This is a genomic window from Paenibacillus sp. p3-SID867, assembly GCF_025142895.1.
GTDB lineage: Bacteria > Bacillota > Bacilli > Paenibacillales > Paenibacillaceae > Paenibacillus_AQ.
In genome coordinates, this window is sequence record NZ_JAMBDM010000001.1 from 523,170 (window position 1) to 545,302 (window position 22,133).

The 22,133-nt window shown below is 50.9% G+C and carries 20 protein-coding genes; 7 read left to right on the plus strand and 13 right to left on the minus strand.

The window, feature by feature from the left end:
- Window positions 1-7 precede the first annotated feature (7 nt).
- The 4 genes from M4D81_RS02480 to M4D81_RS02495 form a co-directional block, all read right to left on the minus strand.
- A complete protein-coding gene (locus M4D81_RS02480; RefSeq protein WP_071222869.1) occupies window positions 8-889 on the minus strand; it encodes an ABC transporter permease in 882 nt (293 codons plus the stop codon).
- 31 nt (window positions 890-920) lie between these two features.
- A complete protein-coding gene (locus M4D81_RS02485; RefSeq protein WP_260064322.1) occupies window positions 921-1,700 on the minus strand; it encodes an ABC transporter ATP-binding protein in 780 nt (259 codons plus the stop codon).
- A 150-nt stretch (window positions 1,701-1,850) separates the two neighbouring features.
- A complete protein-coding gene (locus tag M4D81_RS02490; protein ID WP_071222867.1) occupies window positions 1,851-2,225 on the minus strand; it encodes a Na-translocating system protein MpsC family protein in 375 nt (124 codons plus the stop codon).
- Between the two features lie 277 nt (window positions 2,226-2,502).
- Complete coding sequence (locus tag M4D81_RS02495; protein WP_260064323.1) at window positions 2,503-3,468, minus strand: acetylxylan esterase; 966 nt, start codon at window positions 3,466-3,468, stop codon at window positions 2,503-2,505.
- Between the two features lie 301 nt (window positions 3,469-3,769).
- Between M4D81_RS02495 and M4D81_RS02500 the strand changes: the two genes are divergently transcribed.
- The 3 genes from M4D81_RS02500 to M4D81_RS02510 all read left to right on the plus strand — a co-directional run bounded on the left by M4D81_RS02500 (window position 3,770) and on the right by M4D81_RS02510 (window position 5,506).
- A complete protein-coding gene (locus tag M4D81_RS02500; RefSeq protein WP_260064324.1) occupies window positions 3,770-4,606 on the plus strand; it encodes a sugar phosphate isomerase/epimerase family protein in 837 nt (278 codons plus the stop codon).
- Between the two features lie 90 nt (window positions 4,607-4,696).
- Window positions 4,697-4,966 (plus strand): hypothetical protein, encoded by a 270-nt coding sequence (locus M4D81_RS02505; RefSeq protein WP_260064325.1) that lies wholly within the window; start codon window positions 4,697-4,699, stop codon window positions 4,964-4,966.
- A 279-nt stretch (window positions 4,967-5,245) separates the two neighbouring features.
- Window positions 5,246-5,506, plus strand: a complete 261-nt coding sequence (locus M4D81_RS02510) for a hypothetical protein (protein ID WP_235613232.1) — start codon at window positions 5,246-5,248, stop codon at window positions 5,504-5,506.
- 6 nt (window positions 5,507-5,512) lie between these two features.
- On the opposite strand, the gene M4D81_RS02515 is transcribed toward M4D81_RS02510, so the two are convergent.
- From M4D81_RS02515 to sigK, 9 genes are all read right to left on the minus strand, one after another.
- Complete coding sequence (locus M4D81_RS02515; protein ID WP_071222863.1) at window positions 5,513-5,743, minus strand: twin-arginine translocase TatA/TatE family subunit; 231 nt, start codon at window positions 5,741-5,743, stop codon at window positions 5,513-5,515.
- A gap of 27 nt (window positions 5,744-5,770) precedes the next feature.
- Window positions 5,771-7,885 carry a glycosyl hydrolase family 28-related protein gene (locus M4D81_RS02520; RefSeq protein WP_260064326.1) on the minus strand — a complete coding sequence of 705 codons (2,115 nt, stop codon included), beginning with the start codon at window positions 7,883-7,885 and terminating at the stop codon, window positions 5,771-5,773.
- A 24-nt stretch (window positions 7,886-7,909) separates the two neighbouring features.
- A complete protein-coding gene (locus M4D81_RS02525) occupies window positions 7,910-8,797 on the minus strand; it encodes a dihydrodipicolinate synthase family protein (RefSeq protein WP_260064327.1) in 888 nt (295 codons plus the stop codon).
- A 13-nt stretch (window positions 8,798-8,810) separates the two neighbouring features.
- Complete coding sequence (locus M4D81_RS02530) at window positions 8,811-10,085, minus strand: sialidase family protein (RefSeq protein ID WP_194541589.1); 1,275 nt, start codon at window positions 10,083-10,085, stop codon at window positions 8,811-8,813.
- Window positions 10,086-10,154: 69 nt separating this feature from the next.
- Window positions 10,155-11,756: an extracellular solute-binding protein gene (locus M4D81_RS02535; RefSeq protein WP_260064328.1), complete on the minus strand. Its 1,602-nt coding sequence runs from the start codon at window positions 11,754-11,756 to the stop codon at window positions 10,155-10,157.
- Window positions 11,757-11,783: 27 nt separating this feature from the next.
- Entirely contained in the window at window positions 11,784-12,659 is an 876-nt protein-coding gene (locus tag M4D81_RS02540; RefSeq protein ID WP_071222859.1) for a carbohydrate ABC transporter permease, read from the minus strand.
- A 17-nt stretch (window positions 12,660-12,676) separates the two neighbouring features.
- Entirely contained in the window at window positions 12,677-13,582 is a 906-nt protein-coding gene (locus M4D81_RS02545; RefSeq protein WP_235613231.1) for an ABC transporter permease, read from the minus strand.
- Between the two features lie 169 nt (window positions 13,583-13,751).
- Window positions 13,752-16,013 carry a helix-turn-helix domain-containing protein gene (locus M4D81_RS02550; RefSeq protein ID WP_260064329.1) on the minus strand — a complete coding sequence of 754 codons (2,262 nt, stop codon included), beginning with the start codon at window positions 16,011-16,013 and terminating at the stop codon, window positions 13,752-13,754.
- Between the two features lie 269 nt (window positions 16,014-16,282).
- Window positions 16,283-16,984, minus strand: a complete 702-nt coding sequence (gene sigK / locus M4D81_RS02555) for an RNA polymerase sporulation sigma factor SigK (RefSeq protein WP_006208952.1) — start codon at window positions 16,982-16,984, stop codon at window positions 16,283-16,285.
- Between the two features lie 536 nt (window positions 16,985-17,520).
- On the opposite strand from sigK, the gene M4D81_RS02560 reads away from it, so the two are divergent.
- From M4D81_RS02560 to M4D81_RS02575, 4 genes are all read left to right on the plus strand, one after another.
- A complete protein-coding gene (locus tag M4D81_RS02560) occupies window positions 17,521-18,852 on the plus strand; it encodes a glycoside hydrolase family 125 protein (protein WP_260064330.1) in 1,332 nt (443 codons plus the stop codon).
- Window positions 18,839-19,729: a carbohydrate ABC transporter permease gene (locus M4D81_RS02565; RefSeq protein WP_071222856.1), complete on the plus strand. Its 891-nt coding sequence runs from the start codon at window positions 18,839-18,841 to the stop codon at window positions 19,727-19,729. Before M4D81_RS02560 ends, M4D81_RS02565 begins: the two co-directional genes overlap by 14 nt.
- Window positions 19,730-19,743: 14 nt before the next feature.
- Window positions 19,744-20,643, plus strand: coding sequence for a carbohydrate ABC transporter permease (locus M4D81_RS02570; RefSeq protein ID WP_260064331.1), 900 nt, complete (start codon window positions 19,744-19,746; stop codon window positions 20,641-20,643).
- A gap of 99 nt (window positions 20,644-20,742) precedes the next feature.
- Window positions 20,743-22,092 (plus strand): ABC transporter substrate-binding protein, encoded by a 1,350-nt coding sequence (locus M4D81_RS02575; RefSeq protein WP_260064332.1) that lies wholly within the window; start codon window positions 20,743-20,745, stop codon window positions 22,090-22,092.
- Window positions 22,093-22,133: the final 41 nt, after the last annotated feature.

Below are 22,133 nucleotides of genomic sequence, written 5' to 3' on the forward strand. Positions count from 1 at the left end.
ATTCTGTCTATTGTTTGGTCAATCCCTTGGATAACCACTTCTCCAGCACCACCACGCCCCAGTACATCACCATGGACAGCAGCGACAGGACGACGACACCTACCCACACGAGGTTGATATCCAGTATCGTTCCTGCATACATAATCATCCGGCCGACGCCCTGGCTTGAAGCGATGAACTCGCCCACGATGGCACCTGCCAGCGCAAGGGCAATATTAATCCGCAAGCTGCTGATGATCCAGGGCATGGACCATGGTATGACAACCTTGGTAAAAACCTGATGCCGCTTGGCACCCAAGGAATACATCAGCTTCTCCATATCCGGATCCACACTCTTCACGCCGCTGTATGCGGAAAGCGCCGAAACGACAACCGTCATAGAGAAAGCCAGCGCCACCTTGGAAAAAAATCCGATTCCCAGCAGTATGACGAGTACAGGTGCTAGTGCGAGCTTGGGCATCGCATTTAAAATGATCAGATACGGCTCGCTGATGCCGGCATACGATCTTGACCACCAGAACGACAGTCCGAGCAGTGCGCCGAGAAAGGTTCCGAACACAAAACCGAGAATCGTCGAGCCGGATGTATACGTAATGTCCCGGAGAAGGGTTCCCTCGGTCATCTGGGTCCAAGTCGTGCGAAGAATCGCACTGGGGCTGCTCCAATAGTAAGAATCCAGCAGGCCGATCCGGGTGAACACCTCCCATACCAGAAAAACAAGTACAGCCACAGCGGCCCGCCCCCAAACGATTCGCCGGCTTCTGCGTCGCTCCAGCGCCTCTTCATCCAAGATGTACGGCATAACCTCCGGCCTTTTGGACGAACCCGCTGCAGGCTCCGCAGACGTCACGGCATGTACGATAAAAGCCTCTTTGCGTGCACTTTCCATTCCAGTTCCCTCCTCATTTTGTTCTTATCCCCTAAGAGATTTGTTCTTCATCTTGTCCAGCGGACAGCAAATCCATGAGATGATGCTTCAGGTCCATGAAGGCCGGAGACGTCATGTCTTCCGTTTTCCGCGGACGCTCCATCGTTACGGTAATTTTGGACTTGATCCGCCCGGGTCTGGACGAGAATACATAGATGTCATCCGATAAATAAATCGCTTCGTCAATGTCGTGGGTGACAAACAGCACCGTCTTGCCAAAATCCTCCCAGATCTGCAGCAGCCAATTCTGCATGGTCAGCCGAGTCTGGGCATCCAATGCGCCGAAGGGCTCGTCCAGCAAAATGATGTCCCTGTCGTAGAGCAGCGTCCGCAGCAGCGCGGCACGCTGTTTCATCCCTCCTGAAAGCTCCTTCGGATAATGCTTGTCAAAGCCCTTCAGACCGTATTTTTCCATCAGGGGCAGCGCCCTCCCCACGGCTTCGTTGTAGGGTACGCCACGGACCTCCATACCCAGAATGATGTTGTCGAGGATGGTGCGCCAAGGCAGAAGCATGTCCTTTTGCAGCATATAGCCAACATAACCGGTTGTGCCGACGATATCCTTTCCGTCAGCCGTCACTTTGCCCGTGGAGGGCGGCATCAAACCGGCAATAATGTTAAACAACGTTGACTTGCCGCAGCCGCTGGGACCGATAATGCTGACAAAACGTCCCTCCTCAATCGCCAGACTCGTCTCCCGCATAGCTGCAATTTCTTCCCCGTTTCGGCGAAACCATTTGCTGACACCCGAAATTTCAATTTTGTGAGTCATGCCCCTTCCTCCCTCTCCTTTGAGTTTCATGTTTTTTCAGAAACAACAGACATTTATTTTCAAAAGCGGATGTAACAAAAAATCGCCAGTCCAGCCCCAAGACGCACACATGTATGTGCCTTGGTACCAAACTGACGATCGGCCCGCTCTCTACAAGAGTTCCGGCATGTCGTTCAGATATGCTTCGACCTCCTTCTCCAAGAATACGATGGTACCGGAAAACTCGGTCTCTGCATCATAGTCTTTAAGAATGGAGATGATTTTAAATTGAAACTGCTGTTCCAGGGAAGCTTTAATCTCCTGCTTGAACACCTGGAATAAAAGGTGGTCCAACTGCCGGGTAGAGAGGGGGTAATTCTCATCCAGCAGTTTGAGGACGGGGACTCTACTATTTCTCGATACAATGATGATTTTATTGCCAACGAAATCGACTTTTTGCTGCTTTACACCCACGTTAAATATTTTCTTATTTATCGCGTTGTAAACCCTCAAAAGATCCTGTTTGAGTTCGCCTGCTGTCATCATGGTTCAACATCCCTTTGTGTAAATTAATATTACATTGACCGGGGTAGGTATAGGGTGTTTATCGAGTTTTTTCTGTCCTTGGGTATAATTATAGGCGAATTCGGGTATTTGTCAATACATATACGTTAAAAAATATAACAAATATATAATTTATGTTATTTTATATAACATAGATATAACACAAATTTAAATGTGATTCGTTTGCTTCTGTCCAATGATGCTATATAAAGAGCAGTCCTGAGCAATCGTCGTGCCTGCCCCTTTCTGTCTCCGTGTTCTATCTCCCGTTAAAAATCCGTTCCAGGAACAAGACGCCCTCCCTCTTCTGGTACTCATTGACTTCATGGCCAGAGAACGGATAGTCTCTTATTTCTTTTGCCGCTTTCATTCGGTTGTATGCAGCATATATCGTTTCGGGCATGCAGACCGTATCCTTCCAACCAACGGATACCATGACCGGCACCTGGATTCGCGGCGCAAGATTCAGCATGTCGAAATACGAGAGATGCTCCAGGATTTGATTCAATTGCTCCGGGTAGCGCTTTATGTATTGGGCGATTTCGTTCAGCGAGCTAGCCGAATGAAGAATCCCGTAGTCCATCCTGCACATGTTGGGAATGTCGGCCACAATGGCCGCAACCTTCGGATTCAGAGCCCCTGCAAGCAAAGCCAGTCCGCCGCCCTGACTGCCGCCTACCACGGCAATTTTGTTCGGATCCACTCCAGGCTGCTCCGATGCCGCATCCACTGCCCTCACAGCATCCATTACAACTGCCATGTAATAGGAGCGACGAATATCCGTAATCCCCTGCGTCACCCAGCCCTTAACCACGCCGCTGTCCAATGGAAGCAGATTCCCCGTCTCTCCGGCCTGTCCCCTTACGTCCACGGCAAACACCGCATAACCGAGCATCAGCCAATGGGCATACCGTTCCGGAAATCCACGGTCTCCGGAATAACCCGGGAAGGTTACGATACACGCCCGAGGCTTCTCGTCCGTAGAAGATTTAGCGGGAGTTATATACCAAGCATGGATGGGCGTATCATCATAACCATGATAAGTGACCTTGGATACTTCCATGTAGGGATATGGCGTCGTTTCCGGTTGACTAACCATGTGGAGCGGCTTATTACCGTACGACTTCAATGCTTCCTCCCAAAATCGATTCAAAACCTGCTCGTCGATCGTGGGCTCCGGATACAAGTTACCAAGCTCTTTCTTCCGCTGTTCAATGGTATTCATTCTGAGTTTTAATCTCCTTTTCGCGAGTAAAGTGGAAGTTCATATGACATGGTTATTTCGGCAAAACATATGCAATCCCCTTCGAAACGCTAGGAATTCATGCCGGTTTATTACGAATCCTTCTCACAATAACAAATCGGCAGTGGCTCCAATCGCTATCTTTCTCAAAAAAAAATAAAAAGCGATCATAGATTTATAGAGTGGAACATATCATAATAGAAACTATGAAACCAATGGGTTGATATAAACGAAGGCCCGCCTCTAGCAAAACGACATCTAATAGCGAATGGAGACGATGAATATGCTGCAAGGTTTAACAAGCGCAGGACTCGGAAAACTTGAAAGCGATTTACAGTTTATCGAACTCGCGGCCAAATACGAATTCCAATGCATCGATATCGATGCCAAAGGTCTTGTAGACCGCCTTGGCGTGGAGGCGGCAGCCGATATGCTGAAGTCCCGCCAACTGGAGATCGGGGCCATCGGCCTTCCCGTAGAATGGAGAGGAACGGACGAGCAGTTTCTAAGCGGCCTCGAGAAACTCCCGGCAGCTGCGGCAGCCGCCAAGGCTCTCGGCTGCACACGGTGCTGTACATACATTCTTCCTTCCACCGATGCACCCGCTGCTCATTTCATGGCGCTGGGCACCACCAGACTGCGGGCATGTGCCAACATTTTGGGGGCATACGGAATTCGATTGGCCTTGGAGTTCGTAGGACCGCATCATCTGCGCACCCAATGGAAGAACCCGTTCATCTGGACGGTACAAGAAACTTTGGATTGGATTGATGCCATCGGGGAGCCGAATGTCGGGCTGCTGTATGATGCATATCACTGGTACACCAATGAGATGACGGTTGCGGATATCCGGCAGCTGCGCCCCGAACAAATCGTTCATGTCCATATCAACGATGCCAAGAACATACCCGTGGGAGATGTGCTTGATAACGATCGGCTTTATCCGGGTGAAGGCGTAATTAATCTGCCTGGGTTCCTTCAGGCTCTGAATTATATCGGCTATGCAGGCCCGGTGACACAAGAAATATTGACGCCTTCCACGCCGACCGGGACCCCTGAAGAATTGGTTGCTAAATCACGGCGAGCCTTTGACAGCGTATTCGGTGCTGCTGGACTGTAGTAGAGGATCCAGGCCATATAACGGAATGATTCCTCTTGTTCAGGGCACACTGAAACGGTAGATTAAGTACCTTTTCGGGAGGTTTCAGGTATGAACGGATTTGAGAAAGAAGAACGGGATAAATTTACGGATCTATCCACCGTGGAGTCACAGCGGAACGATTTAACCGCGGAGGAATTCCCGGAGGGTCCTTACGGATCCAGCCTGCGGACCGAAACGCTTGGTAAAAGCAGTCCATGGAGAGCGGATCAAAGACCACCGAACTCCTTCGATTACGAAAACAGAGGTCTCCACAAAGAGATGAGGCGAGATTATCCTTCGGAAGACCAGATCTTGCAAACCGAGTTGGACGAGGACTGACCCGCTCATGTCGCTAAATCCCCCTCTTTATCCTTTAATAGGACAAGGAGGGGGATTTTTTGCTAAAAACAGCCGCTGCAAGAAAGCATACCGCCTCTTCAGCATACATAAAATGGCATGAGAAAACCTGATTCGACGCGCCTTGATGGAAGAGGTTCCGTCATGACGGCGGGTTCACATCAGCATCAGGTTTGCACTCAACATATCGTTCACACTTGGCCGTTTGCCTAATTACCAAATAAGGAAGGCGAGGTGGACACCTTGTAGGAGGGGATCTGAATGCCTAGCCTGAAGCGTAAAGATGACTTTGTCGTTTATGTGGTAACATTGTCCAATATGAAACGGTACATCTCGATTGAATTCATTGGGGGGACATGCGGGTACATCATCGGTCAAAGGGGACTGCATTCCGACATCTTCGGTATGCTCGGCAGCATGGCGGCACCCATGGCTATCCGGGCCGTGCTCCAATGGCAGGCACCTAAACCGAAGCGAGCCTCTTCCCGGAAGAGGCTCGCACTTTTGTTCCTTCTACATTAACACGCTTTACAAGTTCTGCTGCAGCTTGCCATCTCCCCCTACGGCATCAGCGCCTGCCTTGGGATCAGCATCGGAACCAGCCGTCTCTTCTTCCAGCATTTCTTTGCTGCCTCTCCGGAACTCCTTGATCGTTGTTCCGAGCGCCCTTGCCAATCGGGGCAGCTTGGACGGGCCGAACAACAACAGACCGATCAGTACCAATACAGCTAGACCTGTAAATCCGATATTCAACGGCATGAATCCAGTCTCCTTTCGCCTCTTTTTTCACACTAGCCCATAGGCCTGTTCATAAAATTTGCCCCTGACGGAAATGACAAGGCTTGCCGATCCGCCGCTTTCCTTGGGAAGCGCGGTAAGCAAACTCGCGGCTGGCCCGTCCCCGCTCCGAAGCTCCAGCTTGAGGACATTGGAATAGTTTTTCATCCGGTAAGGAACATTCTGGGACGCGTAGGCGGCTGGCCGAATCCAAAGCGCGGTATCCGAGGTCCTGTTCAAGGTCACTGCGGCTTCCGCCTCCTGATAATCCGGGTGATTGTCGATGGCCGCAGCCGTAAACAAGGCATATTTGCTCTGGAATGCTTTCTCCCCCAGGAACATCCCTTTGGAGAAATCATCGCTTCCCGTTCCGCCGGGAAGCGGAAGGGGCGTCCAGGACCGGTAATCCCATGAAGCCTCCTGAACAGCGTAGCGGAAGAGCGCCTCTACATCGAAGGAGCGTGCCGTCGAAGGCTGCATCGCACCCGTCTTCGTCAGCCGATGTTCAATGACTCCGTTATTATTTCGGAGCTCCACCTGAAAATGGTATTCCCTAAGATGGATATGCCCGAGCCTCCGCATTCCCGGAACGATCCATGCACCCTGGCAGTGCTCCATTTCCTGAAACTCCGTTTTTGAGCGATTGTATGGAAATTCACAGTTAATGAGCCGGGGGAGAACCGTGTATGGGCTTGCCCTTACCGGTCCGCTTTCCGCCCGGCAATTGATGAAAGTCGGCCTGATGACCCGATCCAGCACGATGGAAGCACTTTCCCGCGTCTGGATGGAGCAGTTCACGAATCTCGGATGGTTGATCCGGTAAGGAACACCGCTTCCGATGAAGCCGTCAATTTTAATCGGTGTGCTGTCCGGTTCGATCCGGCTCTCCCAGCCTGGGGCGAACCCGTTGGAATGATGATCCGTACCGGAAAAAAAGGAGTCGGACACAAGCAAATGCGATAATCCGAACTGTCCCTCGGTCCGGGCATCGTCAACGGGAGGGGTAAAGCCTGCGGCATCCGGCGGATTCCCTTCGTCACCGCCCAGAACGGCGAGCCCGATTTTGCCCTGAAACAGGCAATCTTTAATGGTGGCATATTCAATGGAGCCGTATTCGGCGGTTGCCGATAACCGCCCCGATGCATCCAGAAACACCCCCGCTTTCTGCCAGTAGCCGACAACAGAGACGCGATCCAGCTTCACATGAGTAGCATTATCAATCCACAGCCCAACATCGAACATGGCATGTTCATCCGTATGCTGGGTCGTAATATTCCCTAGCGCGTCGCGAATCTTGAAGTGGGACAGGATCTTGAGGTCGGACAGCTGGGTACCGTCTGCATCGGCATCCAGCTTCACGGCGCAGGTAAAGTCCCGAAAATCGTTCCGGTTGCTGGAATACGTCCGGGAACCGTTTCCCGTAAACATAAGGACGGTGCCGTTCTCCATATCCAGGATGCTATCCGGGACCTCATTGCGCCTTTGGCCAAAAGCATACCACGAGGAAGCACCGCTTCCGCGGACAAACGTATTACGGGGGATGATCAGCGTATCGGTCAATCGAAAAACCCCCGGCGGGAAAAACAAACTCTTTCCTCTGGCTGCTTCCAGAGCCGAACGAACCGCTTCCGTATCGTCGGACATTCCGTCGCCTACTGCACCAAACCATGCAGCGTTAACGCTTCCGTCATGCAGTCGCTTAAAGCGGGCTCCGGCAGCGGATGCAACAATCGTTCCGGTATTATCGGGAGAAGTGTTATCTGCAGGATCATATATGAAATGCCCCTCCTGTCCCGGGTCCGTAACGAAATAAATCAAATCCTCTCTCGGCTCCTCCATACCCCGGAGTTCAGCCAAGGTAACGGCAATGATATAACTCATGTTCATTAACAATGGTGGTTTGATTTTGTCATCGTCTCCATAAACGGCATCGGTTACAGCCGGAGCGCCTTGACCAAAAGCCGTTCTCGCCAATGGACCTTTCAGAAAATGCTCAGCTGCCAATGCCGCCCCCGCAAATCCGAGGGCGGACAGCATACTGCGCCTGCTCATTGGACGCTCCATCAGCGGCTGCTGCGTACGTTCACCTTGGACGTCATCACTTTCATGTCGACTGCTCATCATCGATCCCCCCCATCATTCATCTTCTTAAACCTTGACGGTTTGCAGCCAAACCTCCATCGCCTTTTTAGCCTCGAGTGTGGTAACGCCGCCGGATCTCACTGTCGATCCCATGGGCACGCCTTGAAGAGCGGCCAGCATTTTCGCCGAGGAGGGGTAACCGAATCGGAGCAGCGCGTCGAGATATACAAGCTCCCGGTGAAGCTTCTCCGCATGGGCCGATCCTTGCGAAGCCGCCCTCCAGAAGTCTAAAACAGAGCCTGCTCCGGCAGCCGAAACGATGGCCATGATTCCCTTAGCTCCTTGACGAATGGCTTCCAGCATGAACGGGGTGTTCGCCTGGTAAACAATCGTACCTTGAGCCGCCTCGATCTTACCCATTATGCCTTCCATCGTACAGGTTGTGTCCTTGATCCCGATCACGCTGCCAGTATCCGTTAACCTGGAATAGACCCAGGGTTCTATTGCATAGGGCTCCACCAAGGGCCACTCATAGAGTATGACCGGACATTCCGCTATATCGGCCAGCCCCGCGAAGTGATCCGCGAGCTTGCCTTGGTCGACCCCCATGCCGGCCGAGGGGACAAGAACGACGCCCGCAAGCCCCGTATCCATCACTTGCTTCAGCTCTTCCTGCTGCAGCTTCGGAGCCTCAAGATTGCCCGTAGCCACAACCGGTGTGTTCCCCGCCAGCTTCACAGCCCTTCTCATCAGCTCCAACCGTTCCGTTAAAGTCAGCCATTTCATTTCGCTGCTGCCGCATACGGCAAACAAGCCTTGGGGCCGGAAGGACAGCTGCCACTCCACGTAGCGTTCATAAGCCTCCCAATCGATGCTTCCGTCCTCGTGAAACGGGGTTAGCAGTAGGGAAAAGACGCCCTCGAACTTCTTGGTTAACTCCGCTTTTTTGGTCAAAGCCCATACCCTCCTATCCATATACGAGAGATCGAAAATTCCGAATGTTGTGGAACGTAATCAAGTTCCCATTATGCGCATCCTTGGCTCTGGCATCGCCCGATCGGCTGGCAATGAGCAGATCTTCCCCGTCGATGGCCATGCTGGCATAATGCCGCGACTGCTTCGGCGAGGCTCCGATCGACACGATAGCCGCAAAACACCAGTCGATGCAATTCGTTGAGTAATGGAGCTGAAGACGGTGCCGCTCGTTGTTCGGCAGATCGAAGCGCTCCGCCGGCAGGCGCTCCTTGCGCGTCATGCTGTCTGTGGACTGCGAGCTGAGCAGCCAATACAACCTGCTCACCTCGTCAAATAACAGATGAAACTTCATTTGCCCTCCCGGGCACGGGACAAACACTGCTCGTTTGCCGGAAGGCGTCGTCTCCAGCATCGTTGTCATTGTGCCGTCGTCGTTCTCCACTACTTTGGCGATGGCGGCAAAACCGGTACCTCCCGTATGAGCTCTCGCCCACAGATGAAACGTCCTGCCCTCGGGATCATACCAGTAATGGTCAGGATCGGTGAATTGAACGACGTTCGTTTCCAGCCAGCCGACGGGCGGGCAATTCAACTGACCCTTGAGGTAATCCGAATTTTCGGTGAAAAAGGGGACGCCAAAATAATCGAGACGATCCGACGGAAAGGCATCGACGGCTGTTAAGCGGGAAGCGTAAGTCCAGCTGACCGGCTCCAGCAGGTCAGCGTCTTCCCGTGCCCGCATGAGGACCGGCTGGATTTCGCTAACCGGCCACACCGTCATGTCATGCTGCCGAATATCCTCCATAACCAGGTATACATTCCCCTTGGCATAATGGACATTGCAAGGAGCCTGGTGCCAATCCCCTTCATCGGTCAGCTGGACCGGCTCGGACCAGGTAAGCCCCCCGTTATCGGATCGGATGATCATCAGATTGACGCAGTGCCCTAGAATGTAAAGTGCTCCTCCGGCCAGAAAGGGGCGTGCATGCATAAAGGGGAAGTCATGCGTATGCTGCCAAGTACGGCCTTTGTCGTCCGACACAAACACTTTCCCTTGTGTAATAAACCCTTTGCGTGAACCTTTCGGCCCCGGAAGATCGGGGACTCCCTTTCCTCCGAGATCCATTGTTAATACGAGTCGCCCGCCTGGCAGATTAATAATGGCAGGCGAGTAACAATAAACGGACTGTGGATCCGGCGACTCGAATACGGTGACATAATCATCGGCACACGGCCTAATCCTGTGCGCGGTTTCTTCCATGTTCATGCGGTTACCCTCCCGATTCGGTTGTTATATGGGGCAGTAGCCTAACGCACGCTGCCGCCCCCTCTGATGTCAACTACGGATATAACGGTCATAAGCCTGCTGCTTGATTTCGATCATTTCATCCAATCCCATTCGCTTTAAATCTTCTACGTATTTGTCCCATTCAGCTTCAATGCCGCCTTCCACGATCCATTTGGCTTCCATCTTGCGGACATACGTCATGATGTCGGTTGCCAGTACGCCAAGACGTTTGTTCTCTTCCGCCGTCATATACAAATTAGGGTATGTCCGATCCTCCGGAACGATATAAGGCTTATAAATTTCATAAAATCCGTTGCGCAGTTTATCGCTTTCGCTCTTCTCCAGCTTTTGCAGCCATTCGCTGGAGACCAGAAGCGGGAAGGCCGTCGAAGGCGTCGTGCTGCCGATCCAAGTGGAGATATCCATTCCGTCCTGAGGCGGCACGATTTCAATCTTGCCGTCCGACTTCTCCTTCAGATGGCTGCCGAAGGGACCATATTTAAACTGCATCGCCGATTTTGGATCGTTCAATGTGTCCACCAAACGCATCGTCGCTTCGGGGTACGGGTTGTTCTTCGTAATCGAGAAGAAGTTGAGAATGATCCGGTTGTCCTGCCTTCTCCACAGTTGGTGACCCTCCGGTCCTTTCAGCGGAGGCATCGCCACGTATTCATGAACTCTGTCCCCCAGCTCATACGTTCCGTTAAAAGAGGCGATCAACCCGACCTTCGGCGTCTCGTCCTTCGTCTTGGATAGCATCTGTTTGGCATCCTGGGTAAAGGATTCCTGATCCAACAGCCCTTCCTCGTATAAGCGGTTCAGGAACGCGATTGCCATCTTGTACTCGGGAATGGCCGGCTCGAACACCACCTTCTTATCCTTGACGGAGAAGCCGGTAAGCGCATCGGCAAGCCCAAACGCCCCAAACAGCTCATAGTACCCATTCGTCGTCGTGTTGTGGCGGAAGGTTGACGGGATTTCATCCGCTTCGCCGTTCCCGTTCGGATCTTGCTCTTTGAACGCCTTTAGCACTGCAATCAATTCATCCGGCGTTGTCGGCACTTCAAGGCCGAGTTTATCCAGCCACGTTTTATTCAACAGAAATGTGTTCCGATATTGAAAATGGGCCTGATCTTCAAACCACGGGATGGAATATATGTGTCCGTCCGGCGCCGTAGCCATCCGCCGTACTTGCGGATTCTCATCCAAAATTTTCTTGATGTTCGGCGCGTATTTGTCGATCAAATCCTCCAGCGGAATCAGAACGCCCTCCGTTCCGTAATCCACCACATCCTGTGTCGTCAGCCCGTTGAAAAATGCGTCCGGGAATTCTCCGCTGGCCAGAATTAAATTTTTCTTCTCGGTCCAGCTCTCAGACGGGATCTGTTCCCACTCGACATCGATATTCGTTTTTTCCTCCAGGTCCTGCACCAGCACCATTTCGTTATAATCCTTGTGATAATGCTGTTTGACAACCGGAATCCGGATGCGGATCTCTTCATTTACGACCGGAAGTCCCGTTTCGTTGAAATTCGCTTCGGTGCTTGGCGCCTGTGCACCTTCCTTTGCTTCATTTCCGCTGCTGCAGCCCGCCAGAAGAAGAGCCGCCCCCACCGCGTATGCCGTAGACCTCGCCATCCATCGTTTCAAGATAACCACCCTTTCGTGATCTTTGGATTAGCCTTTCAAAGAACCAATCATGACACCTTTCACAAAATACTTCTGAACCATCGGATACAGGATGAGCACAGGAATGCTGGCTACGATGATGACCCCGTATTTGATGGATTCCGACAGGCTGTTGCTGGCACCGAGATCCAGGTTCATTAGTTCCTGCACCTCGTTCTGGATGAGTATGTTCCGCAGGACCAGCTGAAGCGGGTACTGAGCTTCATCCCTTAAATAGATCAGCGCGCTGAAGAACGAATTCCAATGGCTTACCCCGTAAAACAGGACTAGAACGGCCAGAATGGATTTTGATAATGGAAGCGCCACTTGCAGAAAAAACTTGAAATCCGAGCAGCCGTCCATGGCTGCCGCCTCCCGGAGTTCATCCGGAATGTTGTGTTGGAAGAAGGTACGGGTAATAATCAGATTCCAGACACTGACGGCCCCTGGTAATATCAAAGCCCACATGGAATTCATCAAGCCCAAAGATTTAACCAGCAGGTAGGTCGGAATAAGCCCTCCGCTGAAAAACATGGTGAACGTAATGAGAAACATGAACAGATTCCGGCCGTACATGTCTTTGCGGGACAGGGGATAAGCCCCCGTAACGGTTATGGCTACATTGACCGCAGTCCCGACCGTCATGTAAACGAGCGTATTTTTGTATCCGACCCATATCGTCTGGTTCTCCATTATCCTCTGATACCCCTCAAGGGTAAAATCGACAGGAAACAGCCATACCTTGCCCCCGCTTACGCTAATCGGATCACTTACAGATGCGATGATAATAAAATACAATGGATATAGGATCACAATGAGCAGCAGCGTAAGAAACGCATAGTTGAATAAATCGAACACTCTATCCGCCCTTGATCTGGAATGCATGTCGGAGCTCCTCCTTTCTACCAAAGACTCGTTTCGGTCTGTTTTTTGGCGATCCGGTTGACGGTGACGAGCAGGATAAAATTCACGATGGAATCGAACAAGCCTACCGCCGCCGAGAAGCTGTATTGGGTACCCAGCAGCCCTGTCTTATACACATAGGTCGATATCACTTCCGACGAGTCCAGATTCAAGGAGTTCTGCATCAAGAAGGTCTTCTCGAAACCGACCGTCATGATCGAACCCAGCTGCAGGATGAGTACAATGATGATTGTCGGCAGGATCGAGGGGATGTCGATGTAGCGTATTCGCTGCAGTTTAGTCGCCCCATCGATGATGGCGGCTTCATGAAGCCCCGGATCCACCCCTGCCAATGCAGCCAAATAGATGATCGCCCCCCAGCCTGCCCCCTGCCATACGCCAGAAAGAACATGCAGTGTCTTGAACCATTCCGGCGAGCCGAGAAAAAAGACAGGATCCCCTCCCAAACCAACGATAAGATGATTGATCAATCCGCTGCCCGGGGACAGGAAAATCGTCAGCATCCCCACAATGACAACCGTCGATACAAAGTGAGGCGCATAGGTTACGGTCTGGACAAACCGTTTAAAACGGTGACTGGACAGTTGGTTGAGCAGAAGCGCAAGCAGGATTGGTATCGGAAATCCTAGAGCCAACCCGTATAAACTCAAGCCCAGTGTATTTTTGATTAAAGTCCAGAACTGGAAGGAATTAAAAAAACGCTCGAAGTGTTCCAAACCGACCCAAGGACTTCCGATAATTCCCCTTGTCGCCAAAAAGTCTTTAAACGCGATCTGCACGCCGTACATCGGTATATATTGAAAAATCACGAAGTACGCAAGCGTAGGTAAAAACAATAGGTACAGCTGGTAATGCACTCTGATTTTTCGCAGAAACAGCTTCATCCGTCGTATCACCCCCTCTCTGTACACCAACATAAAGGGAACGGCGGGAGGTGTAAATTTACCGTTTATGTACAGGATAAACGGGATGTGACAACGGAGTTGACGGCTTCTGCCGCCGATTGACGAACGGCATTGATCAAATATGACCTGGATATGCAAGCGTTTACAATCACTTGTGCTTCATGGTACGGTAATCGCCGGGCGTCATGCCTTCCTGCTCCTTGAACTTTCTAATAAATCCGGAGACGCTTCCGTATCCGATTCGGTCCACCACTTCCTGCAGGTTCCCTTCCCCATGCTTTAACAGCTCCTTCGCCTTTTCCATGCGCAGCCGGTTCACGTAATGAGAAATGGTGAAGCCTGTCTGCTCCTTGAAATAACGGCTCAGATACGAGGCGGACATCCCCAGCTCACCCGCCAGATTTTGCACCGAGAACTGCGTGGATCCGAAATGCTCCCCGATATACAACTTCATTTTCTCCACCGGCTCTCTGTTTCCGCTCTCCTTGCGTTCGCTTAAAATTCGGCGGATATCCGCGGAGATATCCTTTACCAGTTCGATCAGGTCATCCACGGTTTCAAATTCCGTCAATTTCACCACATCCGGATATCTCTCAGCCAGCGCCTCTTCATCAAGTTCCATCTCCTCCAGAATAGCCAGGATCACGTTGATCAGATCAAAACAAATGCACTTGACCATAAATAACGGAAGCTGCTCTTTACGAATCCGGTCGATCAGCTGACGGAGAAACGCTTCTATGCCGCTGGTGTCGCTTTGGTAGATGAACTGCTTCAGCCGGTTCCATTGGCTTTTCGAATAACCGTTCCGGTTCGTCTCGGCTTCAGAAACGGCTTCGCGGAAAAAAATCAGGCTTCCCTTCCCCTTAATCAGTCTGTAATTAAGCGCTCCGCAGGCTTCGATATAAGATTTGCCCAGCTCCTCCAGCTTTACGTAAGAGTTACCGACCCCGATGGTAACGTCCATGCCGAGTGAACGGCTAAGGGTCTCATGGGTCATCTTCAGCAGCATCTCCATCGTTTCAACAGCTTCGTCTGTTCCCATTACCAATACGAGCTGCTCGGCCTCGAGCCCCTCGATACCGAAAACCTCCGTGCCCTGAGGGAGGGCTTCACACCATCCGTCCGGCAGTCCCGCAACCGACAGGTGTCCGTGATTTTTCGGAAAAAGAAGCACCATGACGGTATAAAACACGCTCTCTAATCGGAGCCCTGCCAGCTCTCCTTTTCCGCGCAGATCATCTTTGCTTTTGTATTCGCCTTTAAGCAGGTTCAGGATCAGGTAATACTTGAGCGCTGGACGGCTTCTTTCAATCTTCCGGTTCAATTCATCGTTGTTCTCGGACATCACATCCAGCGCTGATCGAATCGATTCAATCTCGCCAAGCCTACTCCCCGGGGGAATGTTCACTTTACTGTCGGCAAGCCGCTTTAGCATCCGGATCGGCTTATAATTCATATGGGTGGCAAAGAAAATAAAAATGCTTCCCACCAGCACAAGCAGCAGCAACCCGTAAAATGTCCTGCTTTTGGCCTGCTCCACCTTTAGCATGACCGTATCCTTGTCCACCAGCGTGATATAGGTCCAGCCGAACTTGGCAGATTCATCCTGAAACACGAAATATTCACGCTCTTCAACATTCAGCGTGCCTTGACCCTCGCTGTTTGCTTGCAAACGTTCTAGCAGGATTTCGGTTTTGCCCGGATCCATGCTCTGGGAAGAGGTGATCAGCTCCCCCTTCTCGTCCAAAATGAGCGTGTTGCTCCATGCATCCTCAAACTTCTTTTTAATTAATTCCTTAAAACGGTTTTCGTTGATCAAATATATGACCGTACCGAACGAATCGGATGGATTCGGGCCGATCGGCATCACGTAGGTAATATAGCGTTCGCGGCCACCAACCGCTGTTCGTACATCTTCGGATTTCCGTACGTAGGGAATGGTCGCTTCGTTAATGTCCCGATAGAATTGCTCCGGCTCCCAGTTTTCGAAGGTGTAGATTTTGTCTGTGAATTCGGCTGCGTCGTACGTGCTGTAAGGTGAATATACTTTATGATGTCCATGGAAATATAACAGGAAATTGGAGATGAAGGTGTTGGCGCTGACATAATTTCGCAGCTGGGAGATGGTGTCAAGCTCGGTAAACGGATTTTTTGTCACCTGGTAGGGGGTGAGGCGGGTGTTGCCCGAAATATGGAAGGCGATGTTGTGAAGCTCGGTCATCTTGACATCCACATTCTCTTTCACCTGGGAGAGCAGATTCAAATTGCTCCGGGTTACTTCGTCTTCCAGCAGCTGAATGAAGTACTGGTATACAAAAAAACCGACCATCATGACCGGAAGCAGTAAGATGACCACATACGTAACGACGTATTTGTACAACAGTTTGGAATTGAACCGGCTTAAGCCCATTTGCATTCCCCCTTTTTTCATCTATAGGATTTATTTTCATTGTAAGTGAATTATCGCATATGTAAATGCTCCGGCGCTGTCCATAAAACGGCGATAATGATTGGGGCAGGTTTGAAATGATGCTCTCCGCGGAAGAAAACCGCTTGTCCATTACGCCTTAACAAAATGCACCTATCCTCTGCACAACTCGTGAAGAGCCAAGCTTTAGATAGATGCAACGAGCCATCATGGCTTATCCGTTCTTGAAAATATTTCAACACCGCTTCTTCCTACCGTTTCTGCTTGTAAAACTCATGATACAGCTTCATCAATGCCCGCTTCTCGATCCGTGACACATAGCTGCGCGATATGCCGAGTTCCTTGGCGATCTCACGCTGCGTCCGTTCTTCTCCGCCCGCTTCCAGCCCAAAACGACCAATAACGACTTCCTTCTCCCGGTCGTCCAATATATCGAGGTTCCGATAGATCTTACTCTTCTCAATCTTTAACTGCACGGCATCCACTATATCATCCGCTTCCGTCCCTAAAATGTCAATTAATGTAATTTCATTTCCTTCTTTGTCCGTTCCTATCGGATCATGGAGGGATACGTCCTTGCGGGTTTTCTTGAGTGAACGCAAATGCATCAGTATTTCATTTTCTATACAACGGGCAGCAAATGTCGCCAGCTTCGTACCTTTGTTCGGCCGAAAGCTTTCAATCGCCTTGATGAGTCCTATCGTCCCGATGGAAATCAAATCTTCCAAATCCTCGCCGGTGTTATCAAACTTTTTTACGATGTGTGCGACCAGCCGAAGATTATGCTCAATCAGTTTATTCCGCGACTGAGGATCGCCTTCGGCCATTCGCTGCAGATGTTTAGCTTCCTCTTCCTCGGTCAGAGGCTGGGGAAACGCGTTGTTTTTCACGTACGAAACGAGCAGGGTCAACTCTTTTATGAACAAAGCAATTGCGGTAAACAATCCAGGCACTTTGGGACACCTCCTGCGAAGTTACAATGCAACCGGCCCTTATCGCGCTCGGTCTCTCGGTCTTCTCATTGTATGTAGGCAACGGCCCAGAAGTGCCTGTACGCGGGAAAGTGATTCGTAAAAACGTTTGCCGATTCCTCAAACAAGCAGCAAACAACAGCGGAAAAGAGTCATCTCTTTCAATACATACCAATATATCATGTTATAAAAATAGTCCATAACGACCCATGAATTGCTTTTGCCGCCACGGGATGTTTCTAATTTAAATTCATGCTTTTATCTCAAATCAATCATTCAATATCCGGCATGTCCACATCAAAACGAGGAAAGTTGACTTCTGGCAAATATACAATTAAGAACCGGCAGAATGACCGACAAGATATTCATTGCACCCGTATAATATAACAGCCATAATTTTTATCAATATAATATATTGACATTAAATTGGTATGTAATTATATTGAATGTAAGCGTTTTATATAATAACCTTACAAAGTTATTCCCAACCCTGAAGAATGAAGGGAGCAGAGCTTACCATGTACACGTTGGACTATTTTTCTGTATTGCATGATTTGAACCGCACGATCATCGAAGGCACCTCAGCTTACCCGAAGCTCGGACATATGTTTAGAAACATGCTGGACAATACGCTGAGTTCGACCATTCAACGACAGCCCGACGGTACCACCTTTGTCATCACCGGCGATATTCCGGCCATGTGGCTGAGGGATTCGGCTGCCCAAATCCGCCCCTTCCTCGTTCCGGCGGGTGAAGACGACAAGCTGGCCGATTTGATCGAGGGGCTCGTTCGCAGGCAAACGGCATTCATCCTGCTTGATCCATACGCCAATGCATTCAATGATTCGCCTTCCGGTCAAGGCCATCAGAACGACCGTACCGCCATGAATCCATGGCTATGGGAGCGCAAATATGAGATCGATTCGTTATGTTATCCCCTCCAGCTAGCTTACCTGTTATGGAAAGAAACCGGCAGGACCTCGCATCTGGATCAAACGTTCCATTCAGCCGCCAGGGTCATTCTGGACATCTGGCGAACCGAGCAGCATCATGAAACCGACTCGCCTTATTTCTTCGAACGCTTCGATTGTCCTCCAAGCGACACGCTGCCGCGCGGCGGCAAAGGTGCGGAGGTGGCTTACACGGGAATGACTTGGTCCGGCTTCCGCCCGAGCGACGACGCCTGCGCCTACGGATACCTCATACCGTCCAATATGTTCGCTGTCGTTGTGCTTGGTTATCTGGCGGAGATTTGCCGTGATGTCCTGCGCGATTCCGAATTGGAAGCGGAGGCGGAGAAACTAGCCGATGAGATCCGTCATGGCATCGAGTCGTACGGCGTGGTCCATCATCCCGAATACGGCAACATTTATGCCTATGAAACGGACGGGAAGGGAAACCATCTGCTGATGGATGATGCCAATGTTCCCAGCCTTTTGTCCATTCCGTATTTGGGCTATACAAGCGCTGATGACCCGGTCTATCAGAATACCCGCAGATTCGTGCTGAGCCACGCCAATCCGTACTATTATCAGGGCACTGCTGCTGCGGGTGTTGGAAGCCCCCATACGCCTGATCGTTATATCTGGCCGATTGCGCTGGCGATTCAAGGCTTGACGACTACCGATCGGGAAGAGAAACTTCGACTGTTACGGCTGATGGCGGAGACCGATGCAGGCACCGGCATGATGCATGAAGGATTTCTGGTCGATGACCCAACCCGTTATACCCGCCCATGGTTTTCCTGGGCTAACATGATGTTTTGCGAGCTGATGATGGATTACTGCGGCATTCGGGTCAAAGCAAATGGTATCGGAGGAGGTCGTCGGGATCACCATGGGAACCAATAGGAAGCTTCGCGGCTGGGTCATCGGATATTTGTTCATTTTACCATCCATTATCGGCTTCAGCGTTTTTGTCGCCTACCCCCTGTTGTCGTCCATGTATTACGCCTTAACAGAATGGAGCGGGTACGATTCTCCCCGTTTTGTCGGCTTTGAGAACTTTAGATACCTGTTCACCGAGGATCCTGCTTTTTGGCCTTCGATCCGGGCGACGTTTTACTTCGTAATCCTGAGTGTTCCTTTATCGCTGATCCTAGGCTTGTTGTTGGCCATGATGCTGAACAAAAACTTAACTGGCATCAAATGGTTCCGGACGATCTTTTATCTGCCCGTCGTCGTTCCCTCCATCGCCACGCTTACGTTGTGGCAATTTATTTATGAGCCGCAATACGGTCTGGCAAATTCACTGCTAAGAGAGTTCGGTCTGCCGCCTGGCACTTGGTTAACCAGCGAAACGACAGCGCTTCCATCCATCGTGTTAATCGGTTTATGGCAGGTCGGATCCAGTGTCATCATTTTTCTGAGCGGTCTGCAGTCGGTGCCCCAGGAAATGTATGAAGCGGCGGAAGTCGACGGAGCCTCCCGGTGGCGGATGTCGCTAAACATTACGCTGCCCATGATCACTCCGATCCTGTTCCTGCAGCTTATCCTCGGCATCATCGGCGCATTCCAGGCGTTTAACCAGGTTCAGGTGCTGACCGGGGGCGGCCCGAACTTTTCCACCTCCCTGCTGAATTACAAAATCTATACCGACGCCTTCAATGGAAGAATGTTTGGCTATGCCATTGCGGAGGTGTGGGTGCTGTTCGTCATCATCATGATTTTTACCGTTATATCCTACCGGTACTCCAACCGGTTCGTTTATTACGAAAGCGATAAATAAGGGGGTAAGAAGTGATGCAAGCGGAAGTACGGCCCAAACAACGAGGAAATCTGAATGCAGCGGACATACGCGTTAAGCGAAGAGTACGGTTGAACTGGACAGACGCCTTTCGTTTTGTCTTATTGGCTATCGGCGCCATTGCGATGCTGTTTCCCCTCTTCTGGATGGTTACGATTGCGCTGAAGAGTAACAATGATGTGTTCAAGATTCCGCCCGAATGGTTTCCTCGGGAATTTCATTGGTCCAATTTTGTAACCGGTACGAAGGAAATCAACTTTTGGCAAACGTTTGGCAACTCCCTGTTTATCGCGATTACCTGCACGATCGGGCAGATTATAAGCTCGGTGCTGGTGGGCTACGGTCTCGCACGGCTGAAGTTCCCGGGACGTAAACTGTGGTTCTCGCTTTTTGTAGGGAGCCTCATGCTTCCCGGATTCGTTGGCATGATCCCGATGTTTAACCTGTACACCAGCATCGGATGGTACGATTCCTGGCTGCCGATCATCGTGCCCGCCTTTTTTGGAAACGCCACGTTCTCGTTCCTGTTTGTGCAGTATATCAGAACGATCTCCGTTTCATTTGACGAGGCTGCCAAAATCGACGGGGCATCTGACCTTTATGTGCTGCTCAAGGTGCTGGTGCCTATGTCCATGCCGGTCATCATGACCATGGTGATCTTTGCATTCCAAGGGGCGTGGAATCAATATTTGGAGCCCCTGCTCTATATTATCGATCCAAGCAAATGGACGTTGTCACTGGCGATGGCTACCTATACGGGCACCTATGCGACAGCCTGGAATCTGTTTATGGCCGCGGATTTAATTTATATTCTGCCGATGCTGCTGCTCTTCTTCTTTGGCCAGAAGTTTTTTATGCAGGGGCTGGGCTCCATGAATTCCGCGGGTTTAAAGTAAAACTTCCGACCGTATGGGAGGTGATGCCGATTCTTGCTTGACTGAAGTAAAAAACATGGGATGTTCAGTTCATTAAATTACCATTGGGGAGGTCTTTCAATGAGACAGGGTGTTAGAAGGTGGGCCAGCGGAATCATCGCTTTACTGCTATTTTCAAGTCTGCTGGCCGCTTGCGGCGGCAACAGCGGCGGAGGTTCCGGTACGGCGAGCCCCGGGAACACGCCATCCGGGGAAGATAACGCCGGGTCCAAGAAACCCGTCGAAGTCACGATGATTACCTGGGAGTCGGCGGCCATGAACGAAAAAATCATGGCCTCCATGAAAAAATTCGAAGAGGAAAACCCCGACATCAAAGTGAAACTCATCCCTACTCCATTGGACAATTACGGTGTCAAGATTAACGGAATGATCACGGCGAAGAAAGCGCCTGACATCTTCATGACCGGAAACGACATGCTGCTCGATAATGCCGGCAAAGGACTTCTCTATGACTGGACGGAGCTTGCAACACAGGACAAAGCGTTCATGGAGGGCTTTTACGACGGCGTGGTAGACAGCTGGTACTATGAAGGCAAGTTGGTCGGATTGCCTGGACTCTTGAACACCTACGGCATTTTTTACAATAAAAAATCATTCCAGGATGCAGGCCTCCCGGAACCGAAAATCGGCTGGACCTACGATGAATTCTTCACGGCGATGGAGAAACTTTCGAGCAATCAGGGCGGTGTGCAGCAATTCGGTTATTACGCCCCCCTTGACCCTTTCCACGTCTCTCTCTATTCGGTTTCCGCCGGCGGCGCTCCCTTCGCTGATGCCATCATCAATCCAACGAAGGTGGAAATCAGCGACCCGTTCACGGAAGGCGTCGAGAAATATAAGTCAGCCATTGCAAATGGTTATATGAATCCCCCGACCTTTGACTTAACCAATGCTATGAGTTCATTCAAACAAGGTAAAGTCCCGATGACCCTGCAGGGGCAGTGGGTAGCGGATGATTTGATCCGTACGGCTCCGAAAGAATTGGAATGGGGCTACGTCCCGATGCCGGTCGTAAACAGCCAGACCGAGATTTATGACGCCGTAGGCTGGTCCAGTCCGGCAACGCTCAAAAATCCGGAAGCGGTCTGGAAAGTGCTCAAGTACCTGGATTCCAAAATGTACGAGGAAGTCCTCCCTTCAACTCCGGTGGCTCCTGCAGCCTATCAAGCCTCTTCCGCTGCTTATTACGAAGCGCTGAAAACGGCCGGACATCCTGAAGTGGGCGAAGGCCTTGATCATATCCTGAAATCCCAGAATACGCAGCCGGTTCGCTTCCTGTCAACATGGGCAGGCAAAGCGTACCCGTTCATCGAAGCATCATGGAAAAACATTCTGATGGGCAAAGCCCCGATCACCGAACTGGATGTGATGGCCGAAAAAATCAATAAAGTGATTACGACCGGCAAGTAGATAGTAACCGGGTATCGCTAAACTCATGAAGCCGATCATGA

Excerpts from the sequence above, each read along its gene's own strand:
- M4D81_RS02495 (WP_260064323.1), bottom strand. The coding sequence starts at position 3,468 with ATGAATACCATTGAACAGCGGAAGAAAGAGCTTGGTAACTTGTATCCG.
- M4D81_RS02570 (WP_260064331.1), top strand. The coding sequence starts at position 19,744 with ATGCAAGCGGAAGTACGGCCCAAACAACGAGGAAATCTGAATGCAGCG.
- M4D81_RS02530 (WP_194541589.1), bottom strand. The coding sequence starts at position 10,085 with ATGAACATGGAAGAAACCGCGCACAGGATTAGGCCGTGTGCCGATGAT.
- M4D81_RS02510 (WP_235613232.1), top strand. The coding sequence starts at position 5,246 with ATGCCTAGCCTGAAGCGTAAAGATGACTTTGTCGTTTATGTGGTAACA.
- M4D81_RS02545 (WP_235613231.1), bottom strand. The coding sequence starts at position 13,582 with ATGAAGCTGTTTCTGCGAAAAATCAGAGTGCATTACCAGCTGTACCTA.
- M4D81_RS02480 (WP_071222869.1), bottom strand. The coding sequence starts at position 889 with ATGGAAAGTGCACGCAAAGAGGCTTTTATCGTACATGCCGTGACGTCT.
- M4D81_RS02575 (WP_260064332.1), top strand. The coding sequence starts at position 20,743 with ATGAGACAGGGTGTTAGAAGGTGGGCCAGCGGAATCATCGCTTTACTG.
- M4D81_RS02500 (WP_260064324.1), top strand. The coding sequence starts at position 3,770 with ATGCTGCAAGGTTTAACAAGCGCAGGACTCGGAAAACTTGAAAGCGAT.
- M4D81_RS02540 (WP_071222859.1), bottom strand. The coding sequence starts at position 12,659 with ATGCATTCCAGATCAAGGGCGGATAGAGTGTTCGATTTATTCAACTAT.
- M4D81_RS02565 (WP_071222856.1), top strand. The coding sequence starts at position 18,839 with ATGGGAACCAATAGGAAGCTTCGCGGCTGGGTCATCGGATATTTGTTC.
- M4D81_RS02550 (WP_260064329.1), bottom strand. The coding sequence starts at position 16,013 with ATGGGCTTAAGCCGGTTCAATTCCAAACTGTTGTACAAATACGTCGTT.
- M4D81_RS02485 (WP_260064322.1), bottom strand. The coding sequence starts at position 1,700 with ATGACTCACAAAATTGAAATTTCGGGTGTCAGCAAATGGTTTCGCCGA.
- M4D81_RS02520 (WP_260064326.1), bottom strand. The coding sequence starts at position 7,885 with ATGATGAGCAGTCGACATGAAAGTGATGACGTCCAAGGTGAACGTACG.
- M4D81_RS02515 (WP_071222863.1), bottom strand. The coding sequence starts at position 5,743 with ATGCCGTTGAATATCGGATTTACAGGTCTAGCTGTATTGGTACTGATC.
- M4D81_RS02505 (WP_260064325.1), top strand. The coding sequence starts at position 4,697 with ATGAACGGATTTGAGAAAGAAGAACGGGATAAATTTACGGATCTATCC.
- M4D81_RS02490 (WP_071222867.1), bottom strand. The coding sequence starts at position 2,225 with ATGATGACAGCAGGCGAACTCAAACAGGATCTTTTGAGGGTTTACAAC.
- M4D81_RS02560 (WP_260064330.1), top strand. The coding sequence starts at position 17,521 with ATGTACACGTTGGACTATTTTTCTGTATTGCATGATTTGAACCGCACG.